This window comes from Streptomyces sp. NPDC001002, assembly GCF_053599215.1.
Window position 1 is genome coordinate 48,646 of sequence record NZ_JBSFLV010000008.1, and the last position, 22,177, is coordinate 70,822.

Annotated in this window: 21 protein-coding genes and 1 pseudogene; 19 read left to right on the forward strand and 3 right to left on the reverse strand. The window is 67.6% G+C overall.

The window, feature by feature from the left end; genetic code table 11:
* Positions 1-163: 163 nt before the first annotated feature.
* Positions 164-379: pseudogene (locus ACWDR3_RS06500) on the forward strand (peptide-methionine (R)-S-oxide reductase); the annotation flags it as partial.
* Between the two features lie 229 nt (positions 380-608).
* A complete protein-coding gene (locus ACWDR3_RS06505; RefSeq protein ID WP_450351409.1) occupies positions 609-992 on the forward strand; it encodes a DUF2637 domain-containing protein in 384 nt (127 codons plus the stop codon).
* Positions 993-1,858: 866 nt separating this feature from the next.
* Here ACWDR3_RS06505 and ACWDR3_RS06510 read toward each other — a convergent pair.
* Complete coding sequence (locus tag ACWDR3_RS06510) at positions 1,859-2,737, reverse strand: helix-turn-helix domain-containing protein (RefSeq protein ID WP_450351294.1); 879 nt, start codon at positions 2,735-2,737, stop codon at positions 1,859-1,861.
* Positions 2,738-2,821: 84 nt separating this feature from the next.
* Between ACWDR3_RS06510 and ACWDR3_RS06515 the strand changes: the two genes are divergently transcribed.
* From ACWDR3_RS06515 to ACWDR3_RS06540, 6 genes are all read left to right on the forward strand, one after another.
* Positions 2,822-3,415, forward strand: coding sequence for a UbiX family flavin prenyltransferase (locus ACWDR3_RS06515; protein WP_450351296.1), 594 nt, complete (start codon positions 2,822-2,824; stop codon positions 3,413-3,415).
* Positions 3,416-3,432: 17 nt separating this feature from the next.
* Positions 3,433-4,857, forward strand: a complete 1,425-nt coding sequence (locus tag ACWDR3_RS06520; protein WP_450351298.1) for a non-oxidative hydroxyarylic acid decarboxylases subunit C — start codon at positions 3,433-3,435, stop codon at positions 4,855-4,857.
* Positions 4,858-4,887: 30 nt separating this feature from the next.
* Positions 4,888-5,124 carry a non-oxidative hydroxyarylic acid decarboxylases subunit D gene (locus ACWDR3_RS06525; RefSeq protein ID WP_450351300.1) on the forward strand — a complete coding sequence of 79 codons (237 nt, stop codon included), beginning with the start codon at positions 4,888-4,890 and terminating at the stop codon, positions 5,122-5,124.
* Complete coding sequence (locus ACWDR3_RS06530; RefSeq protein WP_450351301.1) at positions 5,121-5,588, forward strand: pyridoxamine 5'-phosphate oxidase; 468 nt, start codon at positions 5,121-5,123, stop codon at positions 5,586-5,588. Before ACWDR3_RS06525 ends, ACWDR3_RS06530 begins: the two co-directional genes overlap by 4 nt.
* 74 nt (positions 5,589-5,662) lie before the next feature.
* Positions 5,663-6,568 (forward strand): patatin-like phospholipase family protein, encoded by a 906-nt coding sequence (locus ACWDR3_RS06535; protein ID WP_450351303.1) that lies wholly within the window; start codon positions 5,663-5,665, stop codon positions 6,566-6,568.
* A 219-nt stretch (positions 6,569-6,787) separates the two neighbouring features.
* Positions 6,788-9,574, forward strand: coding sequence for an AAA family ATPase (locus tag ACWDR3_RS06540; RefSeq protein ID WP_450351304.1), 2,787 nt, complete (start codon positions 6,788-6,790; stop codon positions 9,572-9,574).
* An 18-nt stretch (positions 9,575-9,592) separates the two neighbouring features.
* Here the strand turns inward: ACWDR3_RS06540 and ACWDR3_RS06545 are convergent, their stop codons facing one another.
* Complete coding sequence (locus tag ACWDR3_RS06545) at positions 9,593-10,393, reverse strand: SDR family NAD(P)-dependent oxidoreductase (protein WP_450351305.1); 801 nt, start codon at positions 10,391-10,393, stop codon at positions 9,593-9,595.
* 459 nt (positions 10,394-10,852) lie between these two features.
* Between ACWDR3_RS06545 and ACWDR3_RS06550 the strand changes: the two genes are divergently transcribed.
* The 4 genes from ACWDR3_RS06550 (at position 10,853) to ACWDR3_RS06565 (ending at position 15,163) form a co-directional block, all read left to right on the forward strand.
* The gene (locus ACWDR3_RS06550; protein WP_450351307.1) at positions 10,853-11,701 is read left to right on the forward strand and encodes an alpha/beta fold hydrolase; all 849 of its coding nucleotides are present in this window, start codon (positions 10,853-10,855) and stop codon (positions 11,699-11,701) included.
* Between the two features lie 31 nt (positions 11,702-11,732).
* Positions 11,733-12,569 (forward strand): alpha/beta fold hydrolase, encoded by an 837-nt coding sequence (locus tag ACWDR3_RS06555; RefSeq protein ID WP_450351309.1) that lies wholly within the window; start codon positions 11,733-11,735, stop codon positions 12,567-12,569.
* Between the two features lie 90 nt (positions 12,570-12,659).
* Positions 12,660-13,538 carry an alpha/beta hydrolase gene (locus ACWDR3_RS06560; protein ID WP_450351311.1) on the forward strand — a complete coding sequence of 293 codons (879 nt, stop codon included), beginning with the start codon at positions 12,660-12,662 and terminating at the stop codon, positions 13,536-13,538.
* A gap of 113 nt (positions 13,539-13,651) precedes the next feature.
* Positions 13,652-15,163 carry a GMC family oxidoreductase gene (locus ACWDR3_RS06565; RefSeq protein WP_450351410.1) on the forward strand — a complete coding sequence of 504 codons (1,512 nt, stop codon included), beginning with the start codon at positions 13,652-13,654 and terminating at the stop codon, positions 15,161-15,163.
* An 82-nt stretch (positions 15,164-15,245) separates the two neighbouring features.
* Here ACWDR3_RS06565 and ACWDR3_RS06570 read toward each other — a convergent pair whose 3' ends face one another.
* Positions 15,246-16,691 carry an aldehyde dehydrogenase gene (locus ACWDR3_RS06570; RefSeq protein WP_450351313.1) on the reverse strand — a complete coding sequence of 482 codons (1,446 nt, stop codon included), beginning with the start codon at positions 16,689-16,691 and terminating at the stop codon, positions 15,246-15,248.
* A 152-nt stretch (positions 16,692-16,843) separates the two neighbouring features.
* Between ACWDR3_RS06570 and ACWDR3_RS06575 the strand changes: the two genes are divergently transcribed.
* The 7 genes from ACWDR3_RS06575 to ACWDR3_RS06605 are packed head-to-tail and all read left to right on the forward strand — an operon-like array spanning position 16,844 to position 22,174.
* Positions 16,844-17,662: a 2-keto-4-pentenoate hydratase gene (locus ACWDR3_RS06575; RefSeq protein WP_450351315.1), complete on the forward strand. Its 819-nt coding sequence runs from the start codon at positions 16,844-16,846 to the stop codon at positions 17,660-17,662.
* Positions 17,659-18,432 (forward strand): 2-keto-4-pentenoate hydratase, encoded by a 774-nt coding sequence (locus tag ACWDR3_RS06580; RefSeq protein ID WP_450351316.1) that lies wholly within the window; start codon positions 17,659-17,661, stop codon positions 18,430-18,432. The genes ACWDR3_RS06575 and ACWDR3_RS06580 overlap by 4 nt, the downstream gene beginning before the upstream one ends.
* Positions 18,433-18,443: 11 nt before the next feature.
* Positions 18,444-18,644 carry a tautomerase family protein gene (locus tag ACWDR3_RS06585; protein ID WP_450351317.1) on the forward strand — a complete coding sequence of 67 codons (201 nt, stop codon included), beginning with the start codon at positions 18,444-18,446 and terminating at the stop codon, positions 18,642-18,644.
* Positions 18,641-19,342 (forward strand): alpha/beta fold hydrolase, encoded by a 702-nt coding sequence (locus tag ACWDR3_RS06590; RefSeq protein WP_450351319.1) that lies wholly within the window; start codon positions 18,641-18,643, stop codon positions 19,340-19,342. The genes ACWDR3_RS06585 and ACWDR3_RS06590 overlap by 4 nt, the downstream gene beginning before the upstream one ends.
* 14 nt (positions 19,343-19,356) lie before the next feature.
* The gene (locus tag ACWDR3_RS06595; protein ID WP_450351321.1) at positions 19,357-19,863 is read left to right on the forward strand and encodes an aromatic-ring-hydroxylating dioxygenase subunit beta; all 507 of its coding nucleotides are present in this window, start codon (positions 19,357-19,359) and stop codon (positions 19,861-19,863) included.
* Positions 19,860-20,888 carry an amidohydrolase family protein gene (locus ACWDR3_RS06600; RefSeq protein WP_450351322.1) on the forward strand — a complete coding sequence of 343 codons (1,029 nt, stop codon included), beginning with the start codon at positions 19,860-19,862 and terminating at the stop codon, positions 20,886-20,888. The genes ACWDR3_RS06595 and ACWDR3_RS06600 overlap by 4 nt, the downstream gene beginning before the upstream one ends.
* On the forward strand, positions 20,885-22,174 hold the full coding sequence (locus ACWDR3_RS06605; protein WP_450351324.1) for an aromatic ring-hydroxylating oxygenase subunit alpha: 1,290 nt from the start codon (positions 20,885-20,887) through the stop codon (positions 22,172-22,174). The genes ACWDR3_RS06600 and ACWDR3_RS06605 overlap by 4 nt, the downstream gene beginning before the upstream one ends.
* Positions 22,175-22,177: the final 3 nt, after the last annotated feature.

The window sequence follows — 22,177 nt, forward strand, 5'->3', positions numbered from 1 at the left end:
TACACTGTTACCGATATGACGGTCGTGTCAAGAGGAAGTCCCCGCGTGTTACGGCCACGGTGGCCTTGAGCGAGGAGATGGATCAGTTGGTGCGCCGCGCTGCCGCTCGTCCGCCGGTCCCACCGGACCGGCTCGGCGGGCCGAGAAGTGTGCATGCACGAAGCACGCCGGCTGGCCGTCGTTCTTCGATGCACGCAATAGCGATGCGGTGGAACTTTTGGCAGACCGGTCGCACGGGATGGTGCGGACCGAGGTGCGGTGCGCTCGGTGCGGGTCGCATCTTGGGCATCTGTTCGAGGGCGAGGGGTATGCGACGCCCACGGACCAGAGGTACTGCATCAACAGCATTTCGCTACGGCTGACGCCTGACGAGGGCTGACGCGGGACCGCAGGTTCGGGCCCTGGGCGGGGCGCGATGCAGAAGGCGGACGGTCTGAGCTGCGGGTTTTGGCGGGGCGGCTTGTGGTGGCGGGGAGTTTTTGCCCCACGGCGCGGCGGAGGGCCGGACGGTGACTGGTCTTCGTGCGGGCCGTGGGGCTGATGCCGAGGTGTGGCTGCGGCGGGTGGGCGCTGTAGTGGTGGCGGGGGTGGCTGCGTACGCCTCGTATGTGCATCAGCGTGAGTTCGCGGTGCAGGGTGGTGCTGATCGGATGAGTGCGACCTTGTGGCCGTTGTCCGTGGATGGGTTGCTTCTGCTGGCGACGGTGGGGGTGTTGAAGCCGGCGGGTGGGCGTGATCGGCGTATGCGGGTGGTGGTGGGCTGGCTTTCCTGCTGGGGATCGCGGTGTCTTTGGCGGCGAATATTGCGGCGGCGCCGGTTCTTGCGTGGAAGCCGGTGTTGGTGGCGGGGTGGCCGCCGGTGGCGTTGCTGCTTGCGGTGGAGCTTCTTGCGCATCGCTCGGGTGAGGATGCCGGGGGGACGGCTTCGGTCGATGGGGAGGGCGAGGCTGTGGATGCCGGTGATCCGTTGCTGGGGCGGGCCCGTGAGGTAGATGTTCGGGTTTGGGAGCTGTTTCAACGGCCTGTGTCGGCTGAGTCGTTGCGCTAGGAGTTGCGGGTGGGTGCGGATCGGTCGCGGCGACTGGTGGCGTTGGTGCGGGCGGGCCGCAACGGCAGCCCTCCCGGCTGAACCCGAGGGCGCGTCTCGCGATCTGCTGACCCGCGCCCCTCTCGGGGCCGAGCGGCGACCGGGTCCTCAGTAATCGATGTTTCCGTGGGTGTTCTGGACGCGTGACGAGTGTGCTGGCGGAGGCATGAACATCTGCCAGCGGGTTCTTCGTTCGCTGGTGGTGTACGACGCATATGGATCTGACCAGCGCGAATGCCGGTTCGGAAGCAGAGATGGTGGGCCCTGGCCCGCCTATGGTCTGGATCTTGATCGTGAACTGGGCGAAGTTGGAGTAGGGGGCCTCACTCGAGGTGAGGTGTGATGCGGGAAGCCGGGAGGACGAAGAGATCCTCTTGAAGTTGTCTATATGACCGCTCTGACCTGCGGCGATGCGGCAACCTTCTACTCTGGCTTGCGCTTATGGTCCTTTCAAGGTTCTTTCGAGGGGGTGCCGCGTTGTGTAGTCGGTTCTCCCCGCGCGCTCCCCGACGGAGCTGAAACTCCCCAGATTCTCCCCAGGGCGGATGCCGGATGGCGGCCGTTGAGCGTGAACTTTCTTATTAGCCAGATGGGAGCGTCGATCACGCTTTGTGAGGGATGCCGGAACGGAAGACGTGAGCGCGCAGGATCAATGATGGGCGCTCTTGGGGGCCACTTCGCAATGGCGCAGATGGCCTCTTGGGGGTATGGCGATTTGCCGAGGTGTGGGCGATCGCCGAGATGCTCGGTTTCGAAGTCCGTTGGAAGGCTTCACGCACCGCGGGCGCGGAACTCCAGTGGGGTCAGCTCGGTGCGATGACGGAAGAACTTCGTGAACGCTGTGGCCCCAGGGAATCCCAGGCGCGCCCCGATCGTCGCCGAGGGCAGGTCGGTGTGGACCAGCAAGCGTTTGGCCTCCAGCAGGACCCGGTCGTTGATGAACTGCTTGGCGCCGCACCCCACCGCGGCCCGGGTCGCCCTGGTCAGCGTGCGCACGCTGTAGCCGAGCCGCGCCGCGTAATCCTCCACCTGGTGTGTCGAGGTGAAGTCACGTTCCACTGCGGCTTGAAAGCGCAGAAACGCGTCCCCGACCTCGCTCCGCTCGACAGGTGCGTCCTGCAGGCCCGCCAGGCGTAGGGCCACCACCGCGAGCATATGGCGCAAAAGCTCCAGCTGGACGTCTGATGGGTTCGCGGCCCATCGCACGTATTCGCGTTCCAGTACCTCCAGCAGTAGCCATAGGTCTTCTCGTTCGGCGCCTGCCAGTACCGAGGACGGTTGCCAGGTGCCGCGATCGATGTCCGCGATCTGCGCCGCAACGCCGTCGAGAAAATCCGGTAGAAAAAGAACGATCCTCCCTTCGGCTTGGTCGAGTGGAGACGCATATCGGTAGACCTGCCCCGGCCGTGCCCACAGCCAGCTGCCTGGGTCCAGTTCGTGGTGGGCGAAGTCGAGCGAGCAGTGGAGGGTCCCCGAGCGCACCGCGATCAGGACGTGGAAATCGGGGCGCCGGAGCGCGTACGGGTCCACTCCGTGTCCGGCCGCCCGCGTCAGGAGACGCGGGAAGCTGATCACCTCGACGCCGGGAGGCGCGCCGACATCCGCCCGGTAGGGCAATGCGGCAATCGCAGTGTGTCCGTTTCTGACCATGTCTTGTCCTTGACATGCGACTACATAGGTACGGGTGAATCCTAGTCTCGGTCATGTAAGACCGAAAATGTTGAGGAGCCGATCATGCGACTGATCGTGGGCGTCACAGGGGCCACCGGCGCGATCTTCGGCGTGCGCCTGCTGCAGCGCCTGAAAGCCATGCCCGAGGTGGAGACGCACTTGGTGCTGTCCAGGTGGGCGCGGACCACCATCGAGCTGGAGACCGGGCTTTCGGTCCAAGACGTCTCCGCTCTGGCCGACGTCGCCTACAGCCCCGAAGACCAGGGGGCGGCGATCTCCTCGGGATCGTTCCGCACCGACGGCATGATCATCGCGCCCTGTTCGATGAAGACCCTGGCAGGCATTCGCGCCGGGTTCGCGGACGGCCTGATCGGCCGTGCCGCCGACGTCGTGTGCAAGGAGCGCCGCCGACTGGTGCTGATGCCCAGGGAGACGCCGCTCAGTGAGATCCACCTGGAGAACATGCTCGCGCTTGCGAAGCTGGGGGTGCGCATCGTGCCGCCCATGCCCGCCTTCTACCACCGGCCGTCCACTGTGGATGAACTGGTCGAGCACATCACCACCCGCGTGCTCGACCAGTTCGAGCAACTCGACCCGGGTGTGCCGGACACCGCGCGCTGGCAGGGGATGCGCGCGGCTCGAAACTCGGCCGCCTGATCTCAGAGGAAGACAAAATGCCGTACGACGACCTGCGCAGCTTCCTCGACGCCCTCGACAAAGAGGGACAGCTGCTGCGCGTGACGGACGAGGTGCTGCCGGAGCCGGACGTGGCGGCCGCAGCCAACGCGGTTTCCCGAATGGGTGACGGCGCGCCCGCGCTCTACTTCGACAACATCGCCGGATTCGCCAGCGCCCGGATCGCGATGAACGTCCACGGCTCATGGGCGAACCACGCCCTCGCTCTCGACATGCCGAAGGAAGCCGGCACCGAGGAACAGATCCAGGAGTTCGCCCGACGCTGGGAGAATTTCCCGGTCAGTCCGGAGTGGAGGGACGCGCCGCTGTGGGCGGAGAACTCTCTGTCCGGTGAAGACGTCGACCTCTTCAAGGTGTTGCCGCTGATCCGGCTGAACGAGGGAGACGGCGGGTTCTACATCGACAAGGCCGCTGTCGTGTCGAAAGACCCCGACGACCCGGACCACAGCGGCAAGCAGAACGTCGGCATCTACCGCATCCAGGTCAAGGGAAAGGCGCGGCTGGCTCTGCAGCCGGTGCCGATGCACGACATCGCGCAGCATCTGCGCAAGGCCGAGGAACGCGGTGAGGACCTGCCCGTCGCCATCGCCGTCGGCAACGACCCGGTGATCGCCATCGTGGCCGCGACGCCGATGCGCTATGACGAGAACGAGTACGAGCTGGCCGGCGCGCTGCGCGGGGCACCTGCGCCGATCGCGGCCGCACCGCTGACCGGGCTGCCTGTGCCGTGGGGTAGCGAAGTCGTGATCGAAGGCGTCATCGAAGGACGCAAGCGGGAGATCGAGGGACCGTTCGGTGAGTTCACCGGTCACTACTCGGGTGGCCGTCGGCTGCCGGTGATCCGGGTCGATCGGATCTCCTACCGCACGAGCCCGGTGTTCGAACACCTCTACCTGGGCATGCCGTGGACCGAGCTCGACTACCTGATCGCCGCCAACACGTGTGTCCCGTTGCACAAGCAGCTCAAGGGCGATTTCCCCGAGGTGCGCGCGGTCAACGCGATGTACACCCACGGCCTCGTGGTGATCGTGTCGACGGCCAAGCGGTACGGCGGCTTCGCCCGCGCCATCGGACTTCGGGTGCTGACGACACCCCACGGCCTGGGCTACGCGGCCACCGTGATCGTCGTGGACGAGGACGTGGACCCCTTCAACCTTCCCCAGGTGATGTGGGCGTTGTCCACCAAGATGAATCCGGCGCAGGACCTGATCACGGTCCCCGCGATGTCGGTGATGGAGCTCGCGCCGCAGGGGGACCCGGCCGGCATGGTGGACAAACTGATCATCGACGCCACCACCCCGGTGTCCCCGGACGCCCGTGGCAACTACGGCAATCAGGTGCGCGATCTGCCCGAGGCCACCGAATGGCTGAGCAGGTTGCAGAAGCTCGCCGCAGGTCGCTGAACACCACCATCCACAAAGGAGGTTGCCGAGATGTCGAGGATCTGTCCCCGATGTGCGCACGAGACCATCGAGCTGATGTTCGCATCACCTGTCGAGGGTGTGTGGGAGGTGCTGCAGTGCGTACAGTGCCTGTACTGCTGGCGTACCAGTGAGCCCGCGCGACGCACCGACCGTGACGCTTACCCGGAGAGCTTCCGGATGACGGTCGACGACATCACCGCCGCCCCTGAAGTTCCGTCGATCCCCGCGCTGCGGGCCACCCGGTGAACGACCCGGCGCGGGCGCTGGCGGAGTACACGACCGTGAACCTCGCCTACGTCGACGAGGCCGGCGATCCTCAGGTCTGCGCGCTGTTCTTCGCGCTGACCGAGGAAGGCTCGCTCGTCTTCGTCAGCTCGCGATCGACCAGGCACGGCCGCGCGCTCGCGGTCGGCGGCAGGGTCGCTTTCACCGCTCAGGCCGAAGGCCAGAGCTGGACGACGATCGCGGGTGTGCAAGGCGGTGGCGTCTGTGCGGTGGTGTCGGGTCCGGCGTTGGCCGAGGCGCAGGCGAGCTATGCGCGAAGGTTCGCCTTCGTGGCCGAAGACCCGGTTCTGCGCGCCGCCCTCGCGTCCGCCGAGCACTGGGAGATCAAGCCGGACTGGTTGCGGTTGATAGACAACACGCAGGGGTTCGGGCACAAGCAGGAATGGTCGACCGCGCTACCGATCGAAAGAACCTGGATCGGTTGAACGGCGGGAGACAAATATCGTGATCTTGTCAGACGTCGTGTCAGGCAACGTCACACGAGCTGAAGGACAGCAAGATGAACAAGCATGAGGCACAGTCGGGCTCCGAAGCGGCGCCGACGCACGCACTCGTCTTGGGCGGCGGCGGCCCCGTTGGCGCTTCGTGGACGTCGGCCCTCCTCAACGGGCTGGCGTCGGCAGGACTGCCGGTGGCCGACTCCGATGTCGTGATCGGGACCTCGGCCGGTGCTGTCGTGGGCGCTTGGCTGACGATTCAGGCGGACGGTCTCGCGTCCGTCCCCGAGCTGATGCGGGAACGCGCGAAGTGGCACGCGGCCAAGGCAGGGAGCGGTCAGGCGAAGCCGGAGCTGTTGCGCCGCATGGCCGAGGCGGCGAGTGGGGGCGAAGGTTCCGCACTGAGCATCGCTCAGGCCGCGGTCGCCGCGATCCCGCCGATCTCGGCGGACCAGGCGAAAGCGCTGTGGCAGTCGTCGTTGCCGCAGGGCGAGTGGTCGAGCCGGCTCCGGATCGTCTCGGTGAACGCCACCACCGGAATCGCACACGCGTGGTCGAACGAGGACGGCCTTCCGCTGGGTGTGGCCGTCTCCAGTTCCACTGCGGCACCGGGCGCCGCTCCCGCCGTCGTGGTGGACGACGTGCCCTGGGTGGACGGTGGCGTGCGCTCCGGCACCAACGCCGATCTGCTCGTCGACTCCGCTGAAGGCGACGGCCGACTCGGCCTCGTGAGTGGTACCGGTGGAGGCAAGGTGCTCATCGTGGCGCCGATGCAGTCTGAGGACATCGTGCGTGAGGAGGCATCCCTCACGGAGCGGGGCTTCGACGTCCGGATCATCATCGCCGAACGCTTCTACCAGACGCCCTTCGGTCTGCTCGACCCGCGCTTCATCGACGCCGCCGTCGAAACGGGCACACGACAGGCACGGGAGGCGGCCGCGGAGCTGGTGCGGTGGTGGAACCAGTGATGCTCAACAGTGCACAGATAAGCGGAAGCTGAGCACGCCGCGACCACACGCGGTACGGGCCACACGATCTGGTGGGACCCCGAGCTGTTGTGACAGCTCTGGCGTCAGTTCTGGCGCCAGCGCCACGTAACCGCCGCAGGGCAAGCGTTCACGATGCGGTCGTGTACGGGTGTTGGTCTGCTTCGGCTCATCGTGAACGCTTGTTAGGAGTTCAGTCCTGTGGGCCACCGTCACCTGTTCGAGTTCGGCGTCGCCACTGCGCCGGTGGGGCGCGCCGACGAGCTCGAACAGATCCGTGGCTTCCTGGCGGACAAGGGCGGTGGCAGCGCGCTGCTGTTGTCGGGTCAGGCCGGAGCGGGCAAGACCGTTCTGCTCAACGCCGTGGCGGACGCCGCGCTCATAGCAGGCTCGCGCGTTCTACGGGCCGCCGGCGTGGAGTTCGAGGCCGACGTGAGCTATTCGGGACTGAACCAGGTGCTTCTTCCTCTATACGAGGAAATCGAGGAACTCGACGGCATTCACGCCGAAGCCCTTCGGGTCGTTATGGGCTTCGGCAGTGGTCCACCGCCGGAGCGGCTCGTCGTGTGCACCGCGACCCTCCTGCTGCTCCGTCGTGCAGCCGGCGGGAACGGTTTGCTGATCGTGGTGGACGACCTGCCCTGGCTCGACAGAGCCAGCGCCGCGGTGCTGGGGTTCGTGGCCCGCAGACTCAGCGGCAGCGGCGTTTCCTTTCTCGGAGCCATGCGATCGGAAAGCGAGACGTTCTTCAACCGGAGCGGTCTGCCGCGGTACGACGTGCCACCGCTGGACAGAAAAGCCTCACGGGCCTTGATCGACGCTCGGTTCCCCGTTCTCGCAACGCATGTACGTCAGAGATTGCTGGCAGTGGCCGAGGGCAACCCTCTGGCGCTCCTCGAACTGCCCGCGGCGTTGACGGATCAGCAGCGCCTCGCGCTGGAGAACATGCCGGCGGTGCTCCCGCTTGGACAACGGCTGCAAACTTTGTTCCTCACCAGGGTCTCCGCCCTGCCATTGGCCACCCGGCGCCTGCTGCTGCTCGCGACGCTGGAGGGAACCGGTGACCTCCGGGTCCTGCTCGCGTCGGCGCGGCAAGCGGGCTACGGAGGAGGTCTCGACGACGTCGCCCCGGCCGAGCAGGACAGGCTGGTCGCGATCGAGGAAGGCACCCGGCGGCTTGTGTTCCGCCATCCGCTGATCTGCTCGGCGGTGGTGGACGCGTGCACGAGTGCGGATCGCCGTGCCGCCCATCGTGCTCTGGCCCTGGTGCTGGCAGGCGAGCCCGAGCGCCAAGCATGGCATCTGGGTGAGGCAACGGTCGAACCGGACGAACACGTGGCCGCCCTGCTGGAACGAGCCGCGCGCCGGATCGCGGCACGCGGCGACGCGATCGGTGCGGTCGCCTCCCTGGTCAGGGCAGCCGACCTGAGCCCACGTGACGCGAGCCGGGCCCGCCGGCTCGCGGAAGCCGCGTACATCGGTGCAGAAGCCACCGGTGAACTCCGGAGCGCTTCCGAACTGCTCGAGAGCGCGCGGCTGGCCGACCCCGAACTGCTCAGGTCCCCGTACGCCACCGCGGCCACCGTCTTCCTGATCATCAACGGTGACGGGGACATCGAGACCGCCCACCGGCTTCTCGTCGGTGCCATCGAAGCTGGAGCGCACCACTACGACGCCAAGGATGACGCCCTCGTCGACGCGTTGCACCTGCTGTTGCTGGTCTGCTTCTTCAGCGGTCGTGCGGAACTTTGGGAACCTTTCTACAAGGCGCTCGGCCGGTTGAGACCCGAGCCTCCTGTACTGCTGGCCGTGGCGGCCGCCACCTTCTCCGACACCGCGAGGTCCGGCCTCGCGGTCCTGGATCGCCTGGAAACCGTCCTCGACGGACTCCAGGAGGAGACCGACCCGGCCAGGATCGTCCGTGTCGGCACCGCCTCCCTCTACGTCGACCGTCTGGCGGACCTTCGTGAGCCCTCGTGGCGGGTCGTCCTGCAAGGACGCGATGGTGGCCCGGCGCGCCGCCAGATCGGCGCGATGATGCATCTTTGCCTGGACGATTACCTGGCGGGCAGGTGGGACGAGTGCGTCGAACTGTCCGACGAGGGGGCCGAGTTGTGCCGCGTCTCCGGGTATCACTTCTTCACCTGGTACTTCTGGTATTGCCGGGCTGTGGTCGCGGCGGCGCGAGGTGATGGCGAGACGGTCGACCACCTGACGGACCAGATCGTCCACTGGGCCACCCCGAGAGGGGTCGGTACCGCCGTGCACTACGCACGTCAGGTGCGGGTCGTCGCGGCCGCCGGGCGTGGCGATTTCGAGCGCGCCTTCCACGACGCTTCGGCGATCAGCGCCGCGGGCACGCTCGCCTCCCATGTGCCGCATGCGTTGTGGGTGGCCTTCGACCTGGTCGAAGCCGCGGTGCGGACGGATCGGCACGCCGACGCGGTGGCGCACGTGCAGGCGATGAGGAAGGCGAACATCGCGGCGCTGTCACCAAGACTCGGTCTGCTCGTCGGAGGTGCGGCAGCGATCGCGACCGTGGCGGACGACGAAGCGGTGCGGTTGTTCGAAGCCGCTCTGGCGGTGCCGGGGTGTGAGCGGTGGCCCTTCGACCTGGCGCGCGTGCGCCTCGCCCACGGTGAACGACTTCGCCGAGCGCGTGCCAGTCACGACTCCAGAGAACCGCTGCGCCTGGCGCAGGACACGTTCGCGTGTCTGGGCGCGCTGCCCTGGGCCGAACGCGCCACGAAGGGGTTGCGTGCTACCGGATGGTCCGGGGACGGAGCCGGGTTCGAGACGAGTGTGTTGACACCGCAGGAAAGGGAAGTGGCGGATCTCGCTGCCACCGGGCTGAGCAACAAGCAGATCGCCGAGCGCCTCTACCTGTCGCATCGGACCGTGGGCGCGCACCTCTACCGGATCTTTCCGAAGTTGGGGATCACGTCGAGGGCCGCGCTTCGCGACGCGCTCGCGGCTCTTGACGTCTGACCCGGTGCCCGGTCCTGGTCAGAGCCAGGACCGGCTCGGGGTGATCCGCAGTGGCCGTGAACCCTTGGGGCTGCCCACCACGGCCGCGATGATCTCCGCGGTCAAGGTGATTTCCTCCTCAGTGAGAGCCTGATCGGCGAGAGTGGAGTCGACCTGATGGAACAGACCGGGATAGCGGCCTTCGTAGGCGTTTGCCGTGACCGTGTCATGTGGACGGACGGTGTTCCTGCGAGGCTCAACGGCCGGTATGTGCGAACCGGGGGTGACGATAGTGGTCTCGACGCCGAAGCCCGCCAACTCACGTGCGTAACTCGCTGCCAAGTGGTCGATGGTGATGACCGCTTCGGAATGCAGAGCCAGGTACGGGGCGATGGCAACGTTATCGGGCAGCGGTATCAGCCACACCAGCAGGCCGTCCCGTCGCGCGCGCATCTGCGGCAGCACCGAGCGGTTGATCCGTTGGGCGGAAAGCACGTGCGCGTCGTAGATCTGAGCCAGTTGAAAGGGAGTGAAGGACTCGACGGGGCCTCGGGGCACCGGACCCGAAGCGTGGACGACCGCGTCGATTCTCCCTGCCTCGGCGAGGATGCCATCGACCGCAGTGGAAACCGAGCGTTGGTCGGCCGTGTTCAGCAGGACGGTGTGCGCGCGCGTCTCGAGTTCATCAACCTGCGCTTGGCGCTCGGCGAAATCGCCCGCGGAACGGGCGGTGGGGGGAGCAACGCCGGCGTAGACGGTGTGGCCGTTGTCGGCCAACGCCTTCGCGGTGGCGGCTCCGAGGTCGCTGGAAGCCTCAGCGACAAGGATGATCCTCGACATGGCGCCCCTCGGCGGATGGTGGAAGCCGCATGACAAACGAGCACGGTGGGCTCTCGGTCCAGTCTCAATGACCGCTCGTCCGAACGCATAAGTCGAATGACTGCTCTCTACTCCCTGATCCGGACGCACTCCTGGCCGATGGGGACCGGCTGCCTGCCACGGAGGCGGGTCCAGGGAGCAGGAGGTCGCTCGCCGGGGTTGTGCGGTTACACGCGGCGAACCATCCGGCTCGTCCGGCTTGTGAGTTCAGGTGTCCTGTTGGCCCACCCCAAGGCCCCTGGCCTGCGGTGTCACCACAACGACGACGAAATGACTGCCCGGCGGAGTTCGCCTGTCCACACATGACCGGACATCTGACAGATGCGGCACACCATCAATCGCGGTCAGGCTTCGTCTGCCGCTCGCCGCCGGCTCAGCCTCCCGCTGGGCAGTCGGGCGGTCTCCCCGAAAGAGGTAGCAATGTCAAGACCGAGGCGCAGCACACTCAGAGCCGCGGTGCTCATCACGACCGGCATAGCCCTGACCGCCAGCATCGGTACGTTCGACTCAGCCGCGTCGTCCTCACCCACGACCCCGAAACCGACCGTGGTCCTTGTCAACGGGGCCTGGTCGGACTCCGCCAGCTGGAGCGGTGTCGTCAAGCGCCTGCGCAACGACGGCTACCCCGTCGTCGCGCCGCCGACCGGCTTGCGTGGCCTGACCGCCGACTCGGCCTACCTGTCGTCGTTCCTGAAGACCGTCCAGGGGCCGATCGTCCTGGTCGGACAGTCCTACGGCGGATCCGTCATCACCAATGCCGCTGCCGGCAACAGCGATGTCAAGGCACTGGTCTACATCTCCGCCTTCGCACCTGACCAGGGTGAGAGCGCCGCCGAGTTGACCGCGAAGTTCCCCGGCACTCACATCACCACCGACCCCACTGCCCCCGTTCCGACGGCGCTCACGCCTGTTCCCTTCACCCAGGCCGACGGCACCGTGGGAGTCGACCTCTACGCCAAGGCCAGCAACTACCGGGACGTCTTCCTCAGTGACCGGCTCAGCGAGAAAGAGTCCGCCGTCCTGGCAGCCACCCAGAGCCCGATCACCCCGCAGGCACTGGGCGAGCCGTCCGGTCCGCCGGCGTGGAAGTCCATCCCGTCCTGGTTCCTGGTCTCCAGGGCCGACCATGTGATTCCCGCGGAAGCCGAGCGTTTCATGGCCACCCGTGCGAAGGGGCGCGTCGTGGAGGCGAACACCCCGCACGCCGCTCAGGTGACCGACCCGGGCACCGTGACCAAGCTGATCGAACAGGCCGCGACCTCGCGTTGACGATGCGACCCTCACAAAGAAGGAACTGAACATGACCGTGCTCTTCAAGGACGCGCCGAACCAGACCATCGATGTCGACGGGACTCCGTTCGCGTATCGCGAGGTGGGCCCGAAGACCGGCGTCGCGCTGGTACTCCTGAACCACATCACCGCGGTGCTCGACGACTGGGACCCGGCGGTGATCGACGGGCTGGCGGCCGGGCGGCGTCTCGTCCTGGTGGACCTGCGCGGTGTCGGCGCCTCCGGTGGCACCACGCCCGACAACTTCGAGGCGATGGCCGTTGACGTCGCCGCTTTCGTCGCCGCGCTCGGTCTGGACACCGTCGACCTGCTTGGCTTCTCGCTGGGCGGCATGGTCGCTCAGGTCGTCGCGCAGCAGCAGCCCGACCTGGTCCGCCGGATCGTGCTGGCAGGCACCGGCCCCGCCGGTGACGAAGGTCCCGCGTCGTGGGGTGCGGGCCTGCAGACGGCCTTCGCCCGGGCCGACGCGGAGCAGAAGCACCCCAAGCACATCCTGTTCTTCTCGCAGACGGAGAACAGCCAGGCGGCCGCGAACGCGTTCCTTGCTCGCCTGGACGAGCGCGTCGACGACCGCGACACGCCCGTGACGAACGAGACGATCGGTGCTCAGCTGGCCGCGGCCGCGAAGTGGGAGCAGGGCACCTCGTCCGCCGGTCTGGCCACTGTGGACAAGCCCGTGCTGGTGGTCAACGGCGACAACGACATCATGGTGCCGACGATCAGCTCGTTCCACCTCGCGGAGCTGCTGCCCAATGCCCAGTTGGCGGTCTACCCGGACGCCGGCCACGGCGGCATCTTCCAGTACCACGAGCTCTTCGTGCGACAGGTGCTCGACTTCCTCGCCTGAGCACCCAGGCCAGTCGCCTGGCCGGCCGAACCGCCGGCTTGGCGACTGCCGGGGCAGTTCTCCCCGAATGCACAACAAAGGAACCAGGCAATGACACTCCCGCATCTCAGCGAGGAAATGAGCTTGGCGGTGCCGCGTGACATGAGCCGCCGGTCCTTCGCGGGCCTCGCGGCTCTGGGAACGGCCGGGCTCGCCCTGGCCGCGACCGGACCCGCGGTGGCTGCGGAGTCCTCCGCCGCAGAGCGCAGTTCCGCCGTACGGCGTTCCGTCGTCCTCGTCCACGGCGCCTACGCCGACGGCTCGTGCTGGTCCGACGTGATCCTGCGCCTTCAGGCCGCCGGTGTGACCGTGACGTCGGTCCAAAACCCGTTGACGTCGCTGAGCGACGACGTAGCCGCGACCCGGCGCGTGCTCGACCAGCAGACCGGCCCGTCCGTCCTGGTGGCGCACTCCTACGGCGGGGCGGTGATCAGCCAGGCCGGTGGACACCCGGCGGTCGACTCGCTGGTCTACCTCTCTGCGCGAGCCCCGCTGGCAGGTGAGGACTATCCAGCGCTCGCCGCGCGTTTTCCCACCGCGCCCGCCAACTCCGGCCTGTTCTTCGAAGGCGGCTTCGGCCGCCTGACCGAAGCCGCCTTCGTCAACGACTTCGCCAACGGCGTACCCATTGCCAGAGCGCGGGTTCTGTACGCCGCTCAAGGACGAGTCGCGCAGGACCTGTTCAGCACCAAGACAACTGCCGCCGCTTGGGAGACCAAGCCGAGCAGCTACGTCGTCACGACCAACGACCGCACGACGTCACCAGCGCTGCAGCGCTTCGTCGCGGCCCGGATGAAGGCCAGGACCACACTGGTGGACTCGGGGCATCTCTCGCTCATCACGCATCCGGACCTCATCGCACGGGTCATCTTGGACGCGGTCCACAGTGGACTGTCTCGCTCGTCGAACACCATCCCGCGGACATCCTGAGCCTTCCCGGCGGCGTGGGTCGACAGGAACCGCGACCGGCGGGATCGCTCTTCGATTGCTTGCCGCTCTTCACCGTGCCGCTCGTGCAGTGGCACCGAGTTAGGAAAACAAGTATGAGTGAATACGACTTCATCGTTGTCGGCGCGGGAACGGCAGGCAGCGTCCTGGCCGCTCGGCTGTCGGAGGACCCAAGCGCAAGCGTGCTCCTCCTCGAAGCGGGCAGCCGGGACGCCCACGACCTGTCGGCGGTCCCACCTGCCTGGCCGCTGCTCTTCGGCACCGAGGCCGACTGGGCCGACGTCACCGTGCCTCAGATCAACGGTGCGCCGATGCCTTTCCCTCATGGGCGCGCGCTCGGCGGTTCGTCCGCGATCAACGCCATGTTCTTCTTGCGGGGACACCGCTCCAGCTACGACGCGTGGGCGGCGGCCGGAGCGAAGGGGTGGGGCTTCGACGACCTGCTCCCGTACTTCCAGCGCAGTGAGGACATACCAGGCCGCGACCCGTCCGTCCGCGGCGTCGGGGGGCCGCTGACCCCCAGGCCCGCGGACCCCCTCCACCCGATCATCGCGGCAGGTCTCGCCGCCGCGCTCGAGGTCGGGCACCCGTCCGCCACCGACATCAGCGGTGGTCTGGAGGAAGGCTTCGGCCCGTCGGACCTCAGCATCGTCGACGGTAAGCGGCAGAGCGCGGCGGACGCCTACCTCCTGCCCGTCATGGCCCGTCCGAACCTGAGCGTGATCACGGGTGCGTTGGTGCACAAGGTCGTTATCCGCAACGGACGCGCCGTCGGTGTGGAGTACAGCGTCGCCGGCGAGGTGCTCACCGCCACGTCCCGCCAGGAGGTGGTGCTGAGCTCGGGCACGGTCGGATCCGCACACCTTCTCCTGCTGTCCGGTGTGGGGCCGAGGGCACACCTGAACGACATCGGCATCGACGTGGTTCGTGACCTGCCAGGAGTTGGGCTGAACCTGCACGACCACTCCCTGTCGCAGGTGGCCTACCGGCCGACGCGCCCGTTGCCTCCGATGGAGCACAACCACGGCGGGGTGATCGGCCTGACCCGTACCGAGGCCGGGCTCGACGGACCCGATCTGCAGTTCCTGTTCTCCGACATCCCGCTGTACGGTCCTGCTTTGCAAGGCCCGGAAGGGATGTACGCCGTCGTGTTCTCCGCGATGCTCCCGCGCAGCCGCGGCTCGCTGCGCCTGCTCTCGAGCGACCCGGCCGTCCGGCCCAGCATCGATCCCCGGTACTACGAGGACTCCCACGACCTGGACGTCATGGTCGAAGGAGTCCGGATGGCCCGCGAGATCGGGCGGGCAAAGGCCTTCGACGACTGGAGGGCCGAGGAGGTCCTGCCGGCTCCGGACATGACCAGCGCGGGCGAGATCCGCGACTACGTGAGGCAGAGCCTCCTGACCTACTTCCACCCGGTGGGTACCTGCCGGATCGGCGACGACGACACTGCTGTTGTGGACACCAATCTGCGCGTGCACGGCGTGGAGGGCCTTCGCGTGGCCGACGCTTCTGTGATGCCGTCGGTGCCGTCGGCCAACACCAATGCGACGGTCTACGCCATCGGTGAGCGGGCGGCGGACCTCATTCGCACAAGCCAGATATGACCCGCTGACTCAGTGCCCATGAATGAGGCGGGGGAGGGCCAAGTGCCCTCCCCCGCCTCATTGGTGGTGAGACCACGGCTCGTCACATGCGATAGATCGACTTGGATCGCTGGTAGGCGGCGAGACCGTCCGGTCCCAGTTCGCGACCGATTCCGCTGTACTTGACGCCACCGAAAGGAGCGTTGAGGTCGGGCAGGTAGCCGTTGATACCAACGCTTCCGGTGCGGATGCGGCGGGCCAGCGCCAGACCTCGTTCCGGCGAACTCGTCCACACACTGCCGGCGAGGCCGTAGTCGGAGTCGTTGGCCAGCGTCACCGCGTGCTCCTCGTCCTCGTACGGCGTGACCGTGATGACAGGGCCGAATACGTCCTCGCGGGCGATCGCCCAACTGTTGTCGACATCAGCGAGCACGGTCGGCTGGAAGTACCAGCCTTCGTCATGTCCTTCCGGTCGCCCACCGCCGACAACGAGCCGTGCGCCATCGGAGATGCCCTTCGCGACCGCGGCCTCGACCTCCTGCCGATGCCTTTCCGTCGCAAGTGGTCCGATCTGGGTGATCGGGTCCAGCGGGTCACCGACGGTGAGCGACTGGGCCAGTCCCGCTACCATGTCGACGACTTCCGCGTAGTGGCTCCTCGGGGCCAGCACGCGGTTGGAGAGAAAGCACGTTTGACCGTTGTTGATGAGCATCGCGCCGAACAGGGCTTCACCCATACGGCTCAGGTCGAGGTCCGCGTCGTCCAGGAAGACGGCGGCGGAGCGCCCGCCCAACTCCAGGATCGCTGGCCTCACCAAGGGGCCGCAGATCTGAGCGATGCGCTTCCCGATGGCGGTGGATCCCGTGAAGGCGACCATGTCGACACCGGGGTGGCCCACGAGGTAGGCGCTCGAGTCCGCTTCGGCCGGAACCACGTTGAGGACTCCTGGCGGAAGGCCAGCCTCCATCGCGGCCTCGGCGAACACGCCGGTGTCAAGGACCGTTTCCGGTGCAGGTTTCAGCACGACGGTGCAGCCCGCCGCGAGCGCGGCGGCGAACTTCTGCGCCGCCAGGGTCTGAGGGAAGTTCCACGGTGCGATCGCCGCGACGACACCGACCGGCTCGCGGTGGATTCGCGTCGTGCCGCCGAACATGCCGGGCTGACTGGTCTCGACGACCTGCTCGCGCACGAGGCCCGCGTAGTACCGCAGCAGGATCCCAGGAAACTGTCCCTCGATCTGGCCTGCCACCGCGATCGGCATGCCGTTCTGCTCACTCACGATCGGCACCGTCTGTTCGGATCGCTTGTCCAGCGCGTCGGCGAGGCGGTTGAGACAGGCCGCTCGGTCCTGCGGGGACCACGACGACCATCCGGCCGGATCGTCAAAGGCACGCCGGGCGGCTGTCACGGCCCGGTCGACGTCCTCGGTGGTCGCCGAGACCGTCGTACCCAGCGTTCTGCCGGTCCGCGCGGATCGCACGGTGATCTCCGCCGAGCCTGTCGACGCCGCCCAGCGGCCGTCGATGAATAGGGATTCACTGGTCGTCATTGTCCACTCCCTGAAGAACGGTTTGTCCGCGACTATTCGCCTGCGGTCGCGCCGGGTCCACGGGTCGGTCCACTGGGCGGCCTGCGATCCCGTCGGTCCACTGGCCGGACCGTTGTGCTGACCTCGCTGATTTGGAAGTTCACAGTGGCGGCATGGCACTCAGTGAAGAGGACGTCGACCGGCTGGCGGGTGAGCTGTGGAACGCCGAGCGGAGCTCAGCCCCGATCCAGCCCATCAGCGCCAGGCACCCTGACGCGGACATCGACGACGCTTACCGGATCCAGCTCGCGGGTGTCCGCCTCCGTGTGGACGGCGGGGATCGCGTACGCGGGCACAAGGTCGGGCTCACCGCTCGGGTGATGCGGCAGCAGTTCGGCGTCAGCCGGCCCGACTTCGGGCACCTGCTGGCATCGATGTTCCACGCCGAGGGAGAACCGCTCCCGATCGACGAGCTCATCGCACCGCGGGTCGAGCCCGAGGTCGCCTTCGTGCTCAACGCCCCGCTGCGCGGTCCCGGGGTCACAGTTGCGGACGTGCTCGCGGCCACGGCGTTCGTGCTGCCCGCATTGGAGATCATCGACTCGCGGATCGAGGACTGGCGCATCGGCATTGTCGACACCGTGGCCGACAACGCGTCCTCGGCGAGGGTGGTGCTCGGCGGCAAGCGGACCTCGGTGTCCGAAGTGGATCCCCGGCTCCTCGGAGTCGTGCTGCGGCGCAACGGTGAGGTCGTGGAGACGGGAGCGACTGGTGCTGTGCTCGGCAACCCGGCGCAGGCCGTCGCATGGCTCGCCAACACGATCGCGAGTCACGGCGGAGTCCTGAACGCCGGAGACCTGATCATGCCGGGCACCTGTACGCGCGCTGTGGCCATGGAGCCCGGCGACACCGTGCGGGCGGACTTCGAGCAGCTCGGTCATGTCGGCGTTTCCTTCAGCACCGCGGCGAGCACCGAGAAGGGAGCGGCATGAGCGACGAGGTGACCAAGTGGGCGGTGCGTCTCGACGAGGCGGCGAACGCCCGGACGCCCGTGAGCCCGCTGACCAGTGATGGGCTCGACGACCTCGAGACGGCGTACAGCGTGCAGACCGAGCTCGTCCGGCAGCGGACCAGCAGGGGCGAGCGGGTGATCGGCGGCAAACTCGGTCTGACGAGCAAGGCCAAGCAGCGTGCCATGGGCGTGGACAAGCCCCTCTACGGGCAGATCACCGCCGGCATGGCCCGCCAGTCGGGCACGCGCCTAGCGCTCGGGGAACTGATCCATCCGCGAGTCGAGCCAGAGATCGCGTTCGTGCTCGGTGAGGCCCTGGAGGGTCCCGGCGTGACGGTGGCCGACGTGCTCGCGGCGACCCGCTACGTCTGCCCGGCGCTCGATGTCATCGACAGCCGGTACGAGGGCTTCTCCTTCACTCACCTCGACGCGATCGCGGACAACGCGTCGTCGGCGTTCTTCGCGCTCGGAGACGACTTCACCGCGACACAGATGGATCTCACTCTCGCCGGCTGTGTGCTGGAGGTCGACGGACAGGTCGTCGAGTCGGCGGCAGGAGCGGCCGTGATGGGACATCCGGCGGCGGCAGTCGCCTTCATGGCGAACCAGGCGGCGCTGCGGGGACTGCGGCTGGAAGCGGGCTGGGTGGTGCTGTCGGGTGGCCTGACCGCACCGGTGCCGCTCAAGGCAGGCAGCACCGTGACCGCGACGATCAACGGACTCGGCAGCGTCACCCTCGGCGCGGAGTAGAAGGAGCAGCCATGCCGTTCATTCAGGTAAACCTCGGTGCCGGCCGGACCGCTGAGCAGAAGGACGCTCTGATCAAGGGCATCTCCGCCGCGGCGGCCACGGCGATCTCCGTGCCGGAGGCTTCGGTGCGAGTCTGGATCGTGGAGATCCCGGCGACGGAGGTCCTCGTCGGGGGACAGACGCTCGCCGAGCGACAGGCGCAGTCACGGTGACGCACTTCGTGCTGGTCCACGGCGGCTGGCACGACGCCTGGTGCTGGACGGACGCGATCGCGGCGCTGCAGCGGCAGGGGCACAGCGCCTCCGCAGTCAGCCTGCCGTCCGACGACCTGACCGCGGGCGCGTGGCGGTACGCGGAGGTGATCGCCGCCGCGGTGCGGGATCCTGGTACCGATGTCGTCGTGGGCCACTCACTCGCGGGCCTCGCCATTCCACTCGTGCCGCAGCTGGTTCCGGTGGGGGCGCTGGTCTTCCTGGCGTCACTGCTGCCGGAGCCGGGACGTTCGTGGCGGGAACAGCTCGCGGGTGGCCGTCCGATGGCGGACTGGTTCTACGACGAGGCGCTGCCGCATCAGGGACGGGACGAACTGGGCAGGTCGACCTGGCCGCCGTCGATCGCTGCCGGTCTGTTCTACCAGGACTGTCCACGTGAGACCGCTGAGGGCGCGGCCGCCCGGTTGCGCCCTCAGTCGCCGGCGCCGATCGCCGAGACGACGCCCCTGACAGCCTTCCCCGATGTTCCCCTGCACTACGTCGGATGCCGCGCCGACCGTGCGGTGTCCCAGGCGTGGGCCGAACGAACCGTTCGCGAGCGCCTCGGAACCGAAGTCACCTGGCTCGCCGGCTCGCACAGCCCGTTCCTGGCCCGCCCGGACGAGCTGGCCGATGTTCTTGTCACCTTCAGACCCTGAGTCCGGGAGGACTGATGACCGGCACCGTCGCCGTGTTCAGCACGGCAGCTGAAACTCAACATCAGGTGGAGCAGTTCCTCTACCGCGAGGCCGCGTTGCTGGACGAATGGCAGCTGGACGACTGGCTCGCCTTGATGCACCCCGACGTGGAGTACCGGGTGCCGGCCCCCGGCTCGGACCACCTCGATCCGCGGAACACCCTCCAAGTGATCCACGACAACCACCTCCGGATGCAGGGACGCGTCACCCGCCTGAAGAGCAAGCACGCCCACGCGGAGAGTCCTCATTCGCGCACGCGCCGGCTCATCACCAACGTCGTTGTGGAGAGCCTCGCAGAGGACCTCGTCGTGCAAGCCAACTTCCACGTGGTGCGCACCCGGCTCGGTCAGCTCGACCACTTTCTCGGCGCGTACCGGTACGTGCTGGTCCGGGTGGGGGAGAGCTTCCTCATCCGGGAACGGGTGGCGGTCCTGGACCACGGCATCGTCGAGGCCGGCGGCACCGTCTCCATCATTCTGTGACGGGAAGCAGCGCCGTGCTTGATCTGCACACCCACGTCGTGCCCGCCTCGACGCCGTTCCTGGAGAGGCTCTCCTCTACCGACCCCCGCTGGGCTCGGCTCGAGGAGGGTCCGGAAACCGGTGACGTGATGGTGGCCGGCAAGCTGTTCCGCACCGTCCGGCGGGTGGCGTGGGACCTCGACCACCGGCTGGAGACGGCGATCGAGGCGGGGGCGACCGGTCAGTTGCTGTCAGCCATGCCCGAACTCCTGGCTCCGTGGGCATCCCCCGCGCAGGGCCGTGACTTCGCCCGGGCGTTCAACGAATGGCTCGCTTCGGAGCTGCCGCGGCATGGTGGGTTCTACGAAGGACTGGGAGTTGTTCCCCTCGCCGACCCCGAGGCGGCGGCCGCCCTGCTCCAAGAGGTCGCGGACCTGGGCCTGGTCGGCGTGGAAGTGCCGTCCACTCCGCCAGGGGCCCCGCTGCACACGACGTCGTGGTCGAGTTTGCTGGACGAGGCCGAGCGGCTCGGACTGCTGCTGTTCGTGCACGCCGTCGGAGGACCTGAGGCCGCGTACTACCCGCATCCGATGGCGGCCAACGGAGTTCTGTTCCCGGCGAGCATCGGTGCGGCCGTGGCGGGACTGATCACGAGTGGTGCGCTGTCCGCTCGTCCGAGGCTTCAGGTGCTCGCCAGTCACGGAGGCGGCTCGCTGATCACGCAGCTACCGCGCATCGATTTCCTGCGGGACACCACGCCCGAACTGCGTGCCCTGATGCCTGAGGCCGCGGTGGCCTCTGCCCGACGGCTTTGGTACGACCCCCTGCTGTTCGACGCCGGACTGCTCAGACACCTGGCACGCACCGTCGGCACCGACCGGATCGTCCTCGGCACCGACTACCCGTTCATGCCGGCCGATCCGGTGCGATTCCTCGACGACCCGGACCTGCTGGATGGTCTGGCGCACTCGGTCAGGTTTACCAACCCGGCGGCGCTGCTCGCAGCGCTCGGCCGCACCCCCAGCAAAGGAGCTGAAGCACGATGACCGCCGAACCCCTCACGTCACCGATCCACGACCCGCACGGGAACGGAATGGTCGACGACCGGCCCGCTGACGGCCTCTTCCGAGTGAACCGCGCCGCGCTGGTGTCCGAGGATGTCTTCGCCCAGGAGCAGAGGGCCATCTTCGACCGCTGCTGGCTCTACGTCGGACACGCGTCCGAGGTGCCGAACGCGGGAGACTTCCGCGCCAGAACGGTGGCGGGCCGGCCGCTCGTGCTGTGGCGTGGTTCCGACGGGGAGGTCCGCGTCTTCCTCAACGCGTGCCGCCACCGCGGCGCCCAGTTGTGCCGGGTCCCCGAGGGTAACGCCCGAGGGATGTCGTGCTTCTACCACGCCTGGACGTACTCCAGCGACGGCACGCTCACAGGGCTGCCCGACGCCGACGGCTACGGACCGGACTTCGACCGCTCGCGGTTCGGCCTGAACACGCCGCCGCTCGTCGCCGAGTACCGCGGGTTCGTGTTCTGCTGCTTCGATCCGCACGCGGTGTCGTTGCCGGAGTACCTCGGCGAGGCGTGCGAGTACCTCGACCTGGTCGCGGACCAGTCCCCGGAGATGGAGGTGGTCGACGGTGTCCACGAGTACTCGATGGACGCGAACTGGAAGCTGTTCGTGGAGAACAGCCTCGACGGTTACCACCTCATTCCATTGCACCGGACCTACTTCGACTACCTGAAGTCCACCGAGGACTCCTACCTGGACCCCCGCAAGGCGACCCGGGCAGAGGACCTGGGCAACGGGCACGCGGTGATCACGGTGGAGGGGCCGTGGGCTCGCCCGGTGGCGCGGTGGACTCCTTCCCTGGGGGAGGAGAACCGCGCCTACGTGGACGAGCAGCGTGCCGTTTTGGAGCAACGCTTCGACGCCGATCGCGCCCGGCGCATCGCCACCACGGACCGCAACCTTCTCGTCTTCCCCAACCTGATAGTCAACGACATCATGGGCGTGGTGATCCGCACGATCACTCCGACCGCGGCGGGACGCACCCTGATCTCGCAGTGGACGCTGGCCACCAAGGGCGAACCGGAGTCGGTTCGTGCTCGCCGCCTGGACTCGTACGTGACGTTCCAGGGGCCGGGCGGGCTCGCGACTCCGGATGACATGGAAGCCTGCGAGTCCTGTCAGACGGGGTTGGCGGTCGTGGCCGAATCGCCGTGGTCCGACATCTCCCGGGGCATTCACAAGGAAGCGGCCGGCGGCCCGTTCGTGGCTTCGGACGAAGTACAGCAACGAGCTTTCTGGCGGCACTGGCAGAAGTTGCTCGGTTAGGCT

What these genes read in the sequence shown, in the direction of transcription:
- ACWDR3_RS06510 (WP_450351294.1), bottom strand. Translation starts at nt 2,737, where the DNA reads ATGGTCAGAAACGGACACACTGCGATTGCCGCATTGCCCTACCGGGCG.
- ACWDR3_RS06515 (WP_450351296.1), top strand. Translation starts at nt 2,822, where the DNA reads ATGCGACTGATCGTGGGCGTCACAGGGGCCACCGGCGCGATCTTCGGC.
- ACWDR3_RS06520 (WP_450351298.1), top strand. Translation starts at nt 3,433, where the DNA reads ATGCCGTACGACGACCTGCGCAGCTTCCTCGACGCCCTCGACAAAGAG.
- ACWDR3_RS06525 (WP_450351300.1), top strand. Translation starts at nt 4,888, where the DNA reads ATGTCGAGGATCTGTCCCCGATGTGCGCACGAGACCATCGAGCTGATG.
- ACWDR3_RS06535 (WP_450351303.1), top strand. Translation starts at nt 5,663, where the DNA reads ATGAACAAGCATGAGGCACAGTCGGGCTCCGAAGCGGCGCCGACGCAC.
- ACWDR3_RS06545 (WP_450351305.1), bottom strand. Translation starts at nt 10,393, where the DNA reads ATGTCGAGGATCATCCTTGTCGCTGAGGCTTCCAGCGACCTCGGAGCC.
- ACWDR3_RS06550 (WP_450351307.1), top strand. Translation starts at nt 10,853, where the DNA reads ATGTCAAGACCGAGGCGCAGCACACTCAGAGCCGCGGTGCTCATCACG.
- ACWDR3_RS06555 (WP_450351309.1), top strand. Translation starts at nt 11,733, where the DNA reads ATGACCGTGCTCTTCAAGGACGCGCCGAACCAGACCATCGATGTCGAC.
- ACWDR3_RS06560 (WP_450351311.1), top strand. Translation starts at nt 12,660, where the DNA reads ATGACACTCCCGCATCTCAGCGAGGAAATGAGCTTGGCGGTGCCGCGT.
- ACWDR3_RS06565 (WP_450351410.1), top strand. Translation starts at nt 13,652, where the DNA reads ATGAGTGAATACGACTTCATCGTTGTCGGCGCGGGAACGGCAGGCAGC.
- ACWDR3_RS06570 (WP_450351313.1), bottom strand. Translation starts at nt 16,691, where the DNA reads ATGACGACCAGTGAATCCCTATTCATCGACGGCCGCTGGGCGGCGTCG.
- ACWDR3_RS06575 (WP_450351315.1), top strand. Translation starts at nt 16,844, where the DNA reads ATGGCACTCAGTGAAGAGGACGTCGACCGGCTGGCGGGTGAGCTGTGG.
- ACWDR3_RS06580 (WP_450351316.1), top strand. Translation starts at nt 17,659, where the DNA reads ATGAGCGACGAGGTGACCAAGTGGGCGGTGCGTCTCGACGAGGCGGCG.
- ACWDR3_RS06585 (WP_450351317.1), top strand. Translation starts at nt 18,444, where the DNA reads ATGCCGTTCATTCAGGTAAACCTCGGTGCCGGCCGGACCGCTGAGCAG.
- ACWDR3_RS06595 (WP_450351321.1), top strand. Translation starts at nt 19,357, where the DNA reads ATGACCGGCACCGTCGCCGTGTTCAGCACGGCAGCTGAAACTCAACAT.
- ACWDR3_RS06605 (WP_450351324.1), top strand. Translation starts at nt 20,885, where the DNA reads ATGACCGCCGAACCCCTCACGTCACCGATCCACGACCCGCACGGGAAC.